Here is a 13036-nt window from a genome sequence, read left to right on the forward strand (position 1 = left end):
GTGGGAGGCACCCGTTGTCCACTCGTATCGCCGGCGTCATGGCCGCGCTAACCGTAGCCACCCTGACAGCCGCCGCATGCGGCTCCGCCCCGAAGTCGGACACGACGACCGCTTCCGGTGGCACGAACTCCGCCGCGGCGACCTCCGCCGCGGACTTCGGCGGCATGGACAAGCTCGTCGAGGCCGCCAAGAAGGAGGGCCAGCTCAACGTCATCACGCTCCCGCCGGACTGGGCGAACTACGGCGAGATCATCCAGGCTTTCTCGACCAAGTACGGTATCAAGGTCAACAGCGACAACCCTGACGGCTCGAGCCAGGACGAGATCAACGCCGTCAAGACCCTCAAGGGCCAGGACCGCGCCCCCGACGTCCTCGACCTCGGTTCCGCCTTCGCCCTCAGCGGCGCCAAGGAAGGCCTGTTCGCGAACTACAAGGTCGCGAGCTGGGACAAGATCCCCGACGGCCAGAAGGACGCGAACGGCGCCTGGTTCTACGACTACGGCGGCTACGTCTCGATCGGCTGCGACGCCAAGAAGGTCCCCAACTGCCCGGCGACCTTCGCCGACCTGCTGAAGCCCGAGTACAAGGGCAAGGTCGCCATGAACGGCGACCCGACCAAGTCCGGCTCGGCGTTCGCCGGCGTCTACGCCGCCGCGCTGGCCAACCAGGGCTCCTTCGACGACATCCAGCCCGGCCTCGACTTCTTCAAGAAGCTCAAGGAGTCCGGCAACTACAACCCCGTCGAGTCCACCCCGGCCACGGTCGAGAAGGGTGAGACCCCGATCAGCATCGACTGGGACTACCTCAACGCGAGCTACTCCAAGGAGTTCGCGGACAAGGGCGTCGACTGGAAGATCGCCATCCCGACCGACGGCAAGTACGCCAGCTACTACGCCCAGGCGATCAACAAGTCGGCTCCCCACCCGGCGGCCGCCCGCCTCTGGGAGGAGTTCCTCTACAGCGCCGAGGGCCAGAACCTGTGGCTGAAGGGCTACGCCCGCCCGGTGCTGCTGCCCGCGATGCAGGCCGACGGCAGCGCCGACGCCACCCTGGTGGCGCAGCTTCCCACGGTTGACGGCACCCCGACGTTCCCGACGCCGGAGCAGGTCGACAAGGCCAAGGCGACGCTGGCCAGCGGCTGGGGCGCGGCGGTCGCGGGCTGATGACCGCACCCTCCGCGGTTCGTACGGCTTCCGCCTCCGGCGGCGGCCGTACGAAGTCCAAGAGCTGGCTGGCGACCGTACCCCTGCTGGCCTTCGTCATCCTGATCTTCGGCGTGCCACTCGTGATCATTCTCGGTGGCACGTTCAAGCGGGAGGGCGCGTTCAGCGCCGCGAACATCACCGAGTCGCTGCAGGGGGCCTACCTCACCGCACTGCTCGGAAGCGTGAAGCTCTCGGCGCTCGTCGCGGTCGTGGGCGCGCTGCTGGGGACGTTCCTCGCCCAAGCCGTGGTCACCTCCCGGTTCCGCCTGCTGCGTGAGGCGGTGCTGACGGCGTCCGGCGTGCTGTCCAACTTCGGCGGCATTCCCCTGGCCTTCGCCTGGATCGCCACCCTGGGGAACTCCGGCGTGATCACCAAGGCCCTCGGCCTCGACTCCGCCGGGTGGAGCCTGTACAACTTCTGGGGCCTCGCCCTGGTCTACCTGTACTTCTCCATCCCGCTGATGGTCGTCGTGGTCGTGCCGGCGCTGGACGGCCTGCGCCCGCAGTGGCGTGAGGCGGCCCAGAACAACGGCGCGAACACCTGGCAGTTCTGGCGGCACGTCGGGATCCCGGTGCTGACGCCGACGCTGCTGGGCGGGGTCGTCCTGCTGTTCGGCGGCGCCTTCGCGGCGTACGCGACGGCGGCGGCGATGGTCGGCGGCACCGTCCCCCTGGTCACCCTGCAGATCGCCAACGCCCTGTCCGGCAACGTCCTCATCGGACACGAGAACGTCGCGCTGGCGCTCAGCCTCGACATGATCATCATCGCGGGGCTCGTCATGGCGGTCTACCTCCCGCTGCAGCGAAGGAGCGCCCGATGGCTGCGCTGACTCCCGAGGGCCCGGTGGCTCCGCTGACTCCCCCGGCCGTGGCCTCCGGACCCGTGGGCGGGGCCGGCAGGCCGCGCCGGATCCGGGTGTGGCGCGGCGCGATCCTCGCGATCGCCGCGATCTACTTCCTGGTCCCGCTGATCGCCTCGTTCACGTTCACGGTCAAGGCGCCCGAGCAGGACTTCTCCCTGGACGCCTACGGCCAGATCTTCTCCGCCGAGGGCTTCGGCCGGTCGCTGCTGCTGTCGGTCGGGCTCGGCGTCGCCACCATCGCGGTGGTCCTGCTCCTGACCCTGCCCGCGATGCTGGCCGTACGGCTCAGCATCCCGAAGCTGAAGCCGGTGCTGGAGATCCTGTGCACGCTCCCCCTGGTCGTGCCCCCGATCACCTTCGTCGCCGGCATCACCACGGTGCTGCGCCTCGGCCCCGACTACCTGGCGAGCACGCCGTTCTACCAGACGATCTTCGCGATCCAGGACGAGAACTTCCCCATCGTGCTGGTGCTGGCCTACGTCATCCTGGCGCTGCCGTTCGTCTACCGGTCTCTGGACGCGGGTCTGGGCGCCATCGACGTGCGCACGCTCGTGGAGGCGGCCAGGAACCTCGGCGCGTCGTGGCCGCACCTGATCTTCCGGGTGATCGTGCCGAACCTGCGGTCGTCCCTGGCCAGTGCGTCCTTCCTCACGCTGGCCCTCGTGCTCGGAGAGTTCACGATCGCGAGTCTGCTCAACTTCCAGACCTTCCCCGTCTGGATCTACACGATCTCCGGCTCGCAGGCTCAGGTCTCGGTGGCCGTCTCGGTGTTCAGCCTCCTGATCACCTGGCTGCTGCTGCTCGTCCTGTCGTCTGCCGGCGCTAGGCAAAGGAGCGGCTCATGAACGGGGCCAAGGTGGAGCTGCGCGGGCTTCGTCGGAACTTCTCCGGCACCGCCGCGCTGGACGGGCTGGACCTCACCATCGAGTCGGGCGAACTGATCGCCCTCCTCGGGCCCTCGGGGTGCGGCAAGACCACGGCCCTGCGGTGTGTCGCGGGCTTCGAGCAGCCGGACGAGGGCGCCGTGCTGGTCGACGGCAAGGACATCACCCGGGTGCCCGCGAACAAGCGGGACGCGGGCATGGTGTTCCAGTCCTACAGCCTGTTCCCCAACCTGAACGTCAGGGACAACGTGGCCTTCGGCCTCCGGGTGCGCAAGGTGCCCGCCACCAAGCGGCACGCCCGTGCGCAGGAACTGCTGGAGCTGATCGGCCTGCCGCACATCGGCGGGCGGTTCCCGCACCAGCTGTCGGGTGGGCAGCAGCAGCGTGTCGCGCTGGCCCGCGCGCTCGCTCTGGAGCCCCGGGTGCTGCTGCTCGACGAGCCGCTGTCCGCGCTCGACGCCAAGGTCCGGGTCTCGCTCCGTGAGGAGATCCGGCGGCTTCAGCTCTCGCTCGGCATCACGACGATCTTCGTGACGCACGACCAGGAGGAGGCCCTGTCGATGGCCGACCGGGTCGCCGTGCTGCGCGCGGGCCGCCTGGAGCAGGTCGCCGACCCGGCCACGCTGTACGACCGCCCCGCGACGCCGTTCGTGGCGGAGTTCGTCGGCACGATGAACCGCGTCCCCGGCCGGATCGAGGGGGACCAGGTGGCGGTGCTCGGGCAGACGCTGCCCGTGGACGGCGACCTCCCCGGAACGCCGGACGTGGACGTGCTGATCCGGCCGGAGGCCGTGCTCCTCACGCCGGACTCGGAGGCGGACGGCATGGTCCTGGTCTCCTCGTTCCGCGGGTCGACCGCGCAGCTGCGCGTGCAGCTCGGCGACATCGAGGTGCTCGCCGACGTGCCCGGGCACGACAGCGTGCGGCTCGCTCCCGGCACCCGGGTGCGGGTCAAGCTCGTGGAACGGCCCGTACTGGTCTCGGCGTCCTCGGGCGCCACGACCCCGGCGACGGCTCCGGTCCCGGAGCACGATGTCGTCTGAACCACCGAAGTCGTCCGGGAAGCTGGGCGCCGTCCTGTTCGACATGGACGGCACAGTCGTGGACACCGAGGGACTGTGGTGGGCGGCCTGCTTCGAGGTCGCCCTCCACCTCGGATCCGCCCTGGCGGCTTCGGACCAGCACATCCTGCTCGGCCTGTCGATCGAGGACGCCGCGGAGCACCTCATCCGGATGGCCGACGGCGCGCCGTCGCGGCGGGAGGTGGAGACCATGATCACAAAGGCCTTCACCGTCCGGGTCGAGGCGGGCGTGACAACGCTGCCGGGAGCGCTCCCGTTGCTCGACGCACTGGATGCGGCGGGGATTCCGGCGGCCCTGGTCAGCGCGTCGCCCCGGCGGATCGTCGACATCGTGCTCGAGACGATCGGCGCGCACCGGTTCCAGTTGTCGATCGCGGCCGAGGAGAGCGCCAGGAACAAGCCGGCGCCCGACCCCTACCTGACGGCCATGAGGAAGCTCGGGGTCGATCCGGAGGACTGCGTGGCGATCGAGGACAGCCCCACGGGCGTCGCCTCCGCCCGCGCCGCCGGTTGTGCGGTCATCCTGGCGGGCGGCGCGGACGCCGTACCCGCCGGGGTGGCCAGGGTGTCCACGCTGGAGAGTGTGGATCTGCCGCTGCTGCGGCTGCTCGTGTCGCGCCGCGACTGACGGATCCCGGGGGCGGGAACGCGGGAACAACCGGTGACATGACACTGGTTGGGCATGATCATAGGTGAAGCCTGAAGACAGGAGTCGCACATGCGTGCCGTCGTCGTTCCCTCCCACGGCGATTCGTCGGCCCTGCGCGTGACGGAGGTCCCCGATCCGGTGCCCGGGCCCGGAGAGGTCCTCGTCGACGTGGCCGCGAGCGGGGTCAACTTCATCGACGTCTACCACCGCGAGGGCCGCTATCCCCTGCCGCCCCCGCGTGTGGTCGGCTCCGAGGGCGCGGGCACGGTGTCGGCCGTCGGCGAGGGCGTGACCGACATCGTGGTCGGCGACCGGGTGGGATGGGTCAACATCCTCGGCTCCTACGCCGAGAAGGCCGTGATCCCTGCGGCGAGGGCGATCGTGCTGCCCGATGGGTTGTCGCCGGAGACGGCGGCGGCCGTGCTCCTCCAGGGGCTCACCGCCCACTACCTCACGCACGCGACGCATGAGATCCGGCAGGGCGACGACGTACTCGTCCACGCGGCCGCCGGCGGGATGGGCCTGCTGCTGACGCAGATGGCCAAGCTGCGGGGCGCCCGGGTGATCGGCACGGTGTCCAATGCGGAGAAGGAGAAGCTCGCGCGGGAGGCCGGGGCCGACGAGGTGTTCGGCTACGACGGCTTCGCCGAGCGCGTCAAGGCGCTCACCGGCTCCGGCGTCCACGTCGTATACGACGGCGTCGGCGCGGCCACCTTCGACGGCTCGCTCGCGTCGCTGCGGCCGCGCGGCCTGCTCGCCCTGTACGGCGCGGCCAGCGGGCCGGTCCCGCCGTTCGACCTCCAGCGGCTGAACCAGGCGGGCGCGCTGTTCGTCACCCGGCCGTCCCTGGGCTGGTACACCTCGACCCGCGAGGAGTTGCTCGCGCGGGCCGACGACCTGCTGGGCTGGGTCGCCTCGGGCGCGCTCAAGGTGCACGTCTTCCAGCGGTACGCGCTGGAGGACGTGCGGCAGGCGCACGACGACCTCGAGGCCCGCCGTACGACCGGCAAGGTGCTGCTGATCCCCTAGCCGGCGTCGGCCTGGCCTTGTCCCGAGGCCGGCGGTGTCACGTCGCGGCGTGGAAGATCAGCACGCCGAGGTAGACGCCGCCGGCGACGGCGACCACATGAAGGACGATCGACAACACGCGGACCGCGGTGGGGCTCATGGGCGTCATCCGTTCAGCAGGCGATTCTTGGCGGCGGTGTACTCGGCGTCGTCGAGCCCCCCTGCCTGGTGCAGGGCGGCCAGCCGTTCGAGCTCGTCGACGAGGCCCGGCGCCGAGACGGAGCCGGGTCGGGAGCCGGAGCCAGGGGCGGGCTCGGGTGGGACCGGGGCGGACGGCCGGCGGCCGCGCCGATCCCGATCACCAGGGAGCTCCACGGTGGTGGTCCAGCGCACCTCACCGGGCCGCCTGACGAACCCTTGCGGCGTGGGCTCCGGCGGGGCGACGCCCCAGAAGACCCGCCGCAGCGCGTCCCGGTTCGCCAGGAACAGCAGCGGGAGGCCGCCCATGAGGATGAACAGCACGGCGCAGACCATGAAGCCCCAGTCGACGGGGTACTCGGGATTGACGGCCGCGTCCAGGAAGGCCCAGCCGAGGCTGATGAACAACGCCGGCCACGCCAGCACGACGATCTTCGGGCCCACCGGCAGGACACTGAGGGCGTAGAGGCCGGTCGAGACCAGCCCGCCGAGGACCGAGACGGGCATGATCCAGGCGATGCCCTCCGGGCAGGACGTCTCGACGACGTACGGCCCGCCCGCCCCGCAACTGCCGCCGAGTGTCATGACCGCGCTGGCGCCGAGGTAGAGCAGGGTGATCGCGCAGCTCAGCGCGCAGAGCCCGACGAACAGCCCGATGGACCGCCGTACGAGCCGAAGGGGGGTGATCATGGTTCGAATATAGATCGGAACCGGCCCGCCGCCAGGGGTTGCGAGGACATCGGTCCGCGACGCGGTCTACGGCAACGGCTCCTCCGGCCACTCCAGGAGGCGGGCTCCGAGCACCGCCGTCTCCAGCGTGAACCGCTGGGTGGGGTCGGTCGGCGAGAATCCGGTGAGCCTGCGGATCCGCTCCAGGCGGTAGGTGATGGTCCTCGTGCTGATGCCGAGCCTGCGGGCCGCCGCGGTGTGGTTCCCCTGGACGGCGAAGACCGCCTCCAGGGTCTCCAGCAGGGCCTCGGGCCCGCCGCGGGCCTTGGTGAGAGGTGCGAGCACGGTGGTGACGAGGTCGACGATCGCGCCCCTGTCCCGGAGCAGGACGGGGAAGACGAGCAGATCGGCCGCCTTCAGCACCTGCGGGCGCAGGCCGAGCCGCTCGCCGAGCTCGATGGCGCCGGCGGCCTCCTGGTAGGAGGTGACGATGCCCCCGGGGCCCGAGTGCGGCCTGCCGACGCCGGCCCGCCAGGTCGTCAGCGCCGCACGGACATGATGGACGAACTCGCCCCCTGCCGCGCCGAGCGAGGCCGGCGAGACGCACACGAGCAGGCCGTCCCGCACCGCCACCAAAATGTTGTGCGAGCCGAACCTGGCGACCAGAGCCTGCTCGATCCTGCGGATCAGCGGGTCTCCTCCTGTCAGGGGTTCGCCGGCCTTGACGACGGTCGCCATGTAGGCCTCCGCGAGGCGCAACCCGAAGTGCTCGGCCCGCCGGGCGTCGGCCCGGCCCTGGAGCAGGTCGGCGACGAACTCGCGGCGGCCGTCCTCCTCCTTCCTGATGGCCGTGAGCTGGGCCTCCTCATAACCCTCCGCGAAGGCCGCCATGCTCCGCCGTACGGCGGAGAACGCTCCCCCCTCCGTGAGCTCGGCGGCGTGCAGGCAGGCGTCGGCGAGCAGGCGCAGGGGGATGCCGCGCTCGGCGGCGAGCGCTCCGCAGGCACGCATGTCGTCCACTTCGGCCCGGCTGGGTAACCGGCCCGTCGCGACCGTGGCGGCGAGCACCGAAAGGTACCCGCCGAGAAGATCGGCGGGCACCCCGGTGGCCTCGCTCACCCGAGCGAGAACGTCATTCATCAGACGCCTACATCACGCCGCTCGAAGGCCAGCACGGCCGTCATCGCCAGCACGGCGGTCGCCGCGAGGATCACAAGGTAGTCCCCCACCGGCCAGCCCTGGAAGACCGGCCGTCCGTCCAGGTAGTAGTGGAACGGCGAGACCCAGCGCAACCATGAGATCGCGTCGACGCTCTTGCCGAGCGTCTCGATCACGTAGCCCCCGACGGCGTAGCCTCCGCCCACCGCGAGCGCGAGGGCCCTCTTGCCCGTTGCCGCGCCGAGGGCCAGCGCCAGTGTGCCGAAGAAGAAGGCGATCAGGAACAGCCCGGTGTGCGCGGCGACGATGTTGCCCGCCGGCACCTTGAGGTCGCCCACCGCCGCCAGAGCCAGAACCAGGATCAGCGTCACCAGCGCGACGGCCAGCAGGCCGAGCGAGAAGGCCGCCCAGCGCTCCAGGACGAGCCGCCTGCGGTCGATCGGCAGCGTCATCGTGAGCTCCAGCGTCCCCTCCTCCTCGGGGACGGCGATCGCCCGGGTCCCGAGGGTCATCGCGAACATGATCAGGAGCAGCGGGACAAGGAGCTGGTAGACGACCGTCTGGAGGTAGCCGGTGCCCGACGCGATGTCGGCGAGCCCGCCCATGAGGTCCTTCAGCGGGCCGGGGTACTTCGACAGCGCGGCCTGCTGGTAGAAGTCCGGATTGCTCCGGATGCTCGGATAGATCGACAGATAGAGCGACAGGAAGGCGGAGATGCCGATCAGCCACCCGATGACGCTCCGGCGGTATTCACCGAGGGTCTTACGCACCAGCGTGGGCACGGGGGGCCTCCTCGCTGTAGTAGGTGAGGAAGATCTCTTCGAGGTCGGGCTCCGAGCTGACCATGTGGACCACGGTGAACTTCGCCGCGGCCTTGATGAGGGCGTCGGGCCGGCCGTCTATCGTGCAGCGCAGGTTCGCGCCCTCCACCGTGACGTCCCGCACTCCGGGCAGCCCCTCGAACGCCTCCCTGGGCACGGGTGCGTCGAAGTGGAACTCGACGTGCCGGACGGCCCGCTCCCGCAGGGCCGCGACGTCCTCGACCGCCACCAGCCGGCCGGATCGGACGATGCCCACGCGATCGGCCACGTTCTGGACCTCGGCCAGCACGTGGGACGACATCAGCACGGTGCGCCCTGACGTGCGGACCTCCCGGACCATGGCCAGGAACTCCTGCTGGACCAACGGGTCGAGTCCGCTCGTCGGCTCGTCGAGGATGAGCAGCTCCGGCTCGTGCATGAACGCCTGGATGAGGCCGACCTTCTGCTTGTTGCCCTTGGAGAGCTGGCCCATCCTGATCGACAGGTCGGCGTCCAGCCGCTCGGCGAGCTCGTCGATCCGCCCCCGGCTCACCCCGCCCCGGACGTCGGCCATGAAGTTCAGGAAGTCATGGGCCCGCTCCCGCCCTTCGAGCGCGAGCTCGCCGGGCAGGTATCCGATCCGCCCGCGCACCGCGCTGTCGCGGGTGTCGGCCCCGAGGACGGTCGCGCGGCCGGAGGTCGGCCGGATCACGTCGAGGAGCAGCCGGATCGTCGTCGTCTTCCCAGCGCCGTTGGGCCCGAGATATCCGAAGACCTCCCCCGGCTGGATCTGGAGGGTGAGGTCCTCCAGACCCTTGCGCCTGCCGTAGAACTTGGTCAGTCCTTCGGTCTCCACCACTGCTGTCATGCTCGCCATGTTCCTGCGGCGGCCCCGCCCCGCGGTATGCCGGAGATAGGACACTTCCGCCCCCGTTCTCTTCTGACATCCGGCATTGTTCGGTGGTGATCATGCACACGTTCGTGAAGAGCCCCCGCGACCTGGCCCCTCCCCTCCCCGTGATCATGCACGCTTTCGGGAATGTGCGTCCCGACCTGGGCTCCTCCGGTTCGTGATCATGCACACATTCGTGGACTTGCACCGCGACCTGCGGCTTCGCCGTCCGTGATCATGCACGGCGACGCGTACGGCGGAGCAGTCTCGCCCCCGCCGCCACGGCCACCGCCGAGAGCGACACCGCCCGGGCCAGCCGTACGGACCTGCGGACGTCCGCGACCGCGGGGCGAGGGCCGTCGCCGAGTTCGGGCCGGCGCTCCACGCGTCCGCCGTAGTTGTTGGCGCCGCCGAGCCGTACGCCGAGGGCCCCGGCGAAGGCGGCCTCGCACCGCCCGGCGTTGGGGCTGGGGTGGCGATGGCCGTCGCGGCGGAGCACGGCGAGCGCGCGGCGCGGGGACCCGCCGGCGACCGGCGCGAGGGCCGTCGTGAGCAGGCCGGTCAACCGCGCGGGCACGAGGTTGGCGACATCGTCCAGCCGAGCGGAGGCCCAGCCGAACCGGTTGTAGCGCTGCGACCGGTGGCCGACCATGGCGTCCAGGGTGTTGATCGCGCGGTAGGCGACCAGGCCGGGCACCCCCGCGACCGCTCCCCAGAAGAGCGGCGCGACGACGGCGTCGGAGGTGTTCTCGGCGATCGACTCGACGGTCGCCCTGGCCAGTTCCTCCGCGTCGAGACCCGCGGGGTCGCGGCCGCACAGGTGCGGCAACCGCTCACGCGCGGCGCGGAGATCACCCGACTCCAGGGAGCCGGCCATGTGGGCGCCCTCCTTCGCGAGGGTCGTGCCCCCGAGGACGGCCCAGGTCGCGGCGGCCGTCACGGCCGTACGGGCGAGCGGACGCGAGCGGGTCAGCCGGTCGGCGAGCAGCCCGAGACCTCCGGTGGCACCGACGCAGAGCAAGGTGAACGCGGTTCCGGCAAGCCGCGAGTCCCTATATATGCGCTTTTCCAGGGCGGAGACGCGACTGCCGAACACCGCCACCGGATGTCCTCGCCGCGGGTCCCCCACGACCGCGTCGACCGCCGCGCCCAGAAGGATCCCCGCCGTCGTGCCGCTTCCCCTGATCACCTGGGCATTCTGGCGTATTCCTGGGCGTGCACGGCATGCGGGGAGGGGCTCATGCATGATCACGACGAGGGTTCGCCCAGGCCGCGGGGAGCGTCGAACCCGCGCATGATCACGGACGGCGAAGCCGCAGGTGGCGGTGCAGATTTCCGAAAGTGTGCATGATCACGGGGAGAGGAGGGGGCAGGTCGCGAGGGCTCTTCACGAATCTGTGCATGATCACCACCAAAACGTGGGGGGCGTCAGATGAGGTGCTCGTGGAGGGCGTCGTCGTTGGCGTCGAGCCAGCGGGCGGCCCTCCTGATCCTCTGGCCCGCGCCCTCTTCCCACATGCGGGCCCAGCCTCCGCCACGTGTCTCCGCCTTCTCCCGCATGGCGACGTATGACCGGTCGAAGCGGGTCCTGGCCGTCTCCACCAGTCGCAGCCTGTCGCGCCGGGCCAGGCCGTACGCGTCGCAGAACAGCCGCAACCGCGCGCCCGCGTCGAGACCACGCTGGACCGGATCGCGGTCGACGGGATCGGCGAGCGGCGCCCAGTGCCGCAACGTCGTGACCACGTCGAACAGCCGGGTCGTCGGCCGCGCCAGGTCGAAGTCGATCAGAGCGTACGGCACGAGCCGCGCCGGCCCATCAGGTGAGGGCTCCTCGCGGAAGACGACGTTCGCGGGGGTGACGTCACAGTGCCCGACGAGTTCGGGCTCGTGGTCGAGAGCGGAGCCGTCCTCCCAGACCGCCCCGGCAGGAGGCTCGAACGACTCCGCGGCGTCGTGGAACCTCCGCAGAAGGCGGGCGAGCGCGACGAGGGTTTCGTCACTCACCGCATAACCGGGCAGGGGGCGCGCCGGGACCTCACCCGCCACGTAGGAGAGGATCTCGGTCTCCCCTTCGACGCCGATCACGCGGGGCGCCCCGGCGAAACCGGCCGATTCGAGGTGCCGGAGCAGCGCGTGGACCGAGGGCGAGCATGCTCGCATCGGGCGCCGGACACTGGCGCCCACCCGCAGGACTCCTTCGGTGACGTCACCGCCGAGGAGGACCGCCGAGGGAGCCGAACGCACGACCATGGCGATTCACCCTAGCGGCGGCGACCTGGCCTCGCATCCAATTCGGTCACACCTTTTCGGCATGTACTGATGACCAAAGACGGAAATGTCGATCAGCGGTCACAAGCCGGTAGGAATGGACACCTAAGATGATCCGCGTGCGAATCGGAACGCTCGGCGCCGCCAGGATCACCCCTTCCGCTCTGATCAAGCCGGCGAAGCTGGTACCGGGTGTCGAGGTCGCCGCGGTGGCCGCCAGAGACCGGGTGCGCGCGGGCGCATTCGCGGCCAAACACGGGATCCCCGTCGTCCACGAGTCCTACGAGGCGTTGATCGCCGACTCGTCCATCGACGCGGTGTACAACCCGCTGCCCAACGCCCTGCACGCCGAATGGACCCTCAGGGCGCTGGAGGCGGGCAAGCACGTGCTGTGCGAGAAGCCGCTCGCGTCGAACGAACCCGAGGCCGTGTCGGTGGCCGAGGCGGCCGACAAGTCCGGACTTGTCGTGATGGAGGCCTTCCATTACCGGTACCACCCGCTGGCTGATCGGATGGTGTCGATCGTCGGGGAGCTCGGCGAGATCCGGCAGATCGAGACGTGGATGTGCTTCCCGCTCCCCCGGTTCTCGGACATCCGATACTCGCTGCCGCTGGCCGGCGGGGCGCTCATGGACGCCGGCTGCTACGCCGTCCACCTGGCCAGGCTTCTTGGTGGCGGGGAGCCGAAGGTGCTCGCGGCCCGGGCCCTGCTCCGGTCACCCGGGGTGGACCGGGCGATGTCGGCCTCACTCGAGTTCCCCTCGGGCGCCCTCGGCCGGATCAACACGTCGTTGTGGTCGTCGCAACTGCTGAGGATCGCCGCCAGGGTCACCGGCTCCCGCGGCCAGATGCGGGTGTTCAACTTCATCGCGCCCCAGGCGCTCCACCGGCTCTCGTACACCGTCGACGGGGTCACCACGCGGGTGAAGGTGCCCGGCGAGGCGACGTACACCTACCAGCTCAGGGCGTTCCTGTCGGCCGTGGAAACCGGGGAGGGCAACCTCACGCCGCCGTCCGACTCGATCGCCAACATGGCCGTCATCGACGAGATCTACCGGAAGGCCGGCCTGTCCCCCCGCGGCACGATCTGAGGCGCCGGCCGAATACCAGTTGTCGCGGCACTCGTGGGATCATGCACAATTAGGCACGAGCGCCCTTAGCTCAGCCGGATAGAGCATCGGACTTCTAATCCGACGGTCGGGGGTTCGAATCCCTCAGGGCGCGCTCCTCAGACCAGCCCAGATGTGCTCTGAGCTGGTCTTTTGCGTTGTACGGCTCCCGCCGCATGCGCAGCCGAATGCCACCGAGAGCCGCCGTTTGTCGCCAGCCGCGGAATATACGCGGGATGATGTTGGTCGCG

At 70.4% G+C, this 13036-nt stretch carries 13 protein-coding genes and 1 tRNA gene; 8 read left to right on the forward strand and 6 right to left on the reverse strand.

Features of this window, described 5'->3' with window-relative positions:
- The first annotated feature begins 14 nt into the window (after positions 1 to 14).
- The 6 genes from Pka01_RS26410 (at position 15) to Pka01_RS26435 (ending at position 5712) form a co-directional block, all read left to right on the forward strand.
- Complete coding sequence (locus Pka01_RS26410) at positions 15 to 1163, forward strand: ABC transporter substrate-binding protein (protein ID WP_239115311.1); 1149 nt, start codon at positions 15 to 17, stop codon at positions 1161 to 1163.
- A complete protein-coding gene (locus Pka01_RS26415) occupies positions 1163 to 2035 on the forward strand; it encodes an ABC transporter permease (protein ID WP_203885583.1) in 873 nt (290 codons plus the stop codon). Before Pka01_RS26410 ends, Pka01_RS26415 begins: the two co-directional genes overlap by 1 nt.
- Positions 2023 to 2913, forward strand: a complete 891-nt coding sequence (locus tag Pka01_RS26420) for an ABC transporter permease (protein WP_203885584.1) — start codon at positions 2023 to 2025, stop codon at positions 2911 to 2913. The genes Pka01_RS26415 and Pka01_RS26420 overlap by 13 nt, the downstream gene beginning before the upstream one ends.
- A complete protein-coding gene (locus Pka01_RS26425) occupies positions 2910 to 3995 on the forward strand; it encodes an ABC transporter ATP-binding protein (protein ID WP_203885585.1) in 1086 nt (361 codons plus the stop codon). The genes Pka01_RS26420 and Pka01_RS26425 overlap by 4 nt, the downstream gene beginning before the upstream one ends.
- Positions 3985 to 4662: an HAD family hydrolase gene (locus Pka01_RS26430; protein WP_203885586.1), complete on the forward strand. Its 678-nt coding sequence runs from the start codon at positions 3985 to 3987 to the stop codon at positions 4660 to 4662. Before Pka01_RS26425 ends, Pka01_RS26430 begins: the two co-directional genes overlap by 11 nt.
- A gap of 90 nt (positions 4663 to 4752) precedes the next feature.
- Complete coding sequence (locus Pka01_RS26435) at positions 4753 to 5712, forward strand: quinone oxidoreductase family protein (protein ID WP_203885587.1); 960 nt, start codon at positions 4753 to 4755, stop codon at positions 5710 to 5712.
- Between the two features lie 144 nt (positions 5713 to 5856).
- Here Pka01_RS26435 and Pka01_RS26440 read toward each other — a convergent pair whose 3' ends face one another.
- The 6 genes from Pka01_RS26440 to Pka01_RS26465 all read right to left on the reverse strand — a co-directional run bounded on the left by Pka01_RS26440 (position 5857) and on the right by Pka01_RS26465 (position 11658).
- Entirely contained in the window at positions 5857 to 6579 is a 723-nt protein-coding gene (locus Pka01_RS26440) for an SHOCT domain-containing protein (protein ID WP_203885588.1), read from the reverse strand.
- Between the two features lie 66 nt (positions 6580 to 6645).
- On the reverse strand, positions 6646 to 7698 hold the full coding sequence (locus Pka01_RS26445) for a PucR family transcriptional regulator (protein WP_239115312.1): 1053 nt from the start codon (positions 7696 to 7698) through the stop codon (positions 6646 to 6648).
- Positions 7698 to 8498, reverse strand: a complete 801-nt coding sequence (locus Pka01_RS26450) for an ABC transporter permease (RefSeq protein WP_203885589.1) — start codon at positions 8496 to 8498, stop codon at positions 7698 to 7700. Before Pka01_RS26450 ends, Pka01_RS26445 begins: the two co-directional genes overlap by 1 nt.
- Positions 8479 to 9384 (reverse strand): ABC transporter ATP-binding protein, encoded by a 906-nt coding sequence (locus tag Pka01_RS26455; RefSeq protein ID WP_203885590.1) that lies wholly within the window; start codon positions 9382 to 9384, stop codon positions 8479 to 8481. The genes Pka01_RS26450 and Pka01_RS26455 overlap by 20 nt, the downstream gene beginning before the upstream one ends.
- 259 nt (positions 9385 to 9643) lie before the next feature.
- Positions 9644 to 10597 (reverse strand): cobalamin biosynthesis protein, encoded by a 954-nt coding sequence (locus Pka01_RS26460; protein WP_239115313.1) that lies wholly within the window; start codon positions 10595 to 10597, stop codon positions 9644 to 9646.
- Between the two features lie 239 nt (positions 10598 to 10836).
- The gene (locus Pka01_RS26465; RefSeq protein ID WP_203885592.1) at positions 10837 to 11658 is read right to left on the reverse strand and encodes a phosphotransferase; all 822 of its coding nucleotides are present in this window, start codon (positions 11656 to 11658) and stop codon (positions 10837 to 10839) included.
- Positions 11659 to 11795: 137 nt separating this feature from the next.
- Between Pka01_RS26465 and Pka01_RS26470 the strand changes: the two genes are divergently transcribed.
- Together Pka01_RS26470 and Pka01_RS26475 are read left to right on the forward strand one after the other, a co-directional pair.
- On the forward strand, positions 11796 to 12767 hold the full coding sequence (locus Pka01_RS26470; protein ID WP_203885593.1) for a Gfo/Idh/MocA family protein: 972 nt from the start codon (positions 11796 to 11798) through the stop codon (positions 12765 to 12767).
- A 59-nt stretch (positions 12768 to 12826) separates the two neighbouring features.
- Positions 12827 to 12900: transfer RNA gene (locus tag Pka01_RS26475), tRNA-Arg, on the forward strand.
- Positions 12901 to 13036: the final 136 nt, after the last annotated feature.

The organism is Planotetraspora kaengkrachanensis, assembly GCF_016862895.1.
Lineage (GTDB): Bacteria > Actinomycetota > Actinomycetes > Streptosporangiales > Streptosporangiaceae > Planotetraspora > Planotetraspora kaengkrachanensis.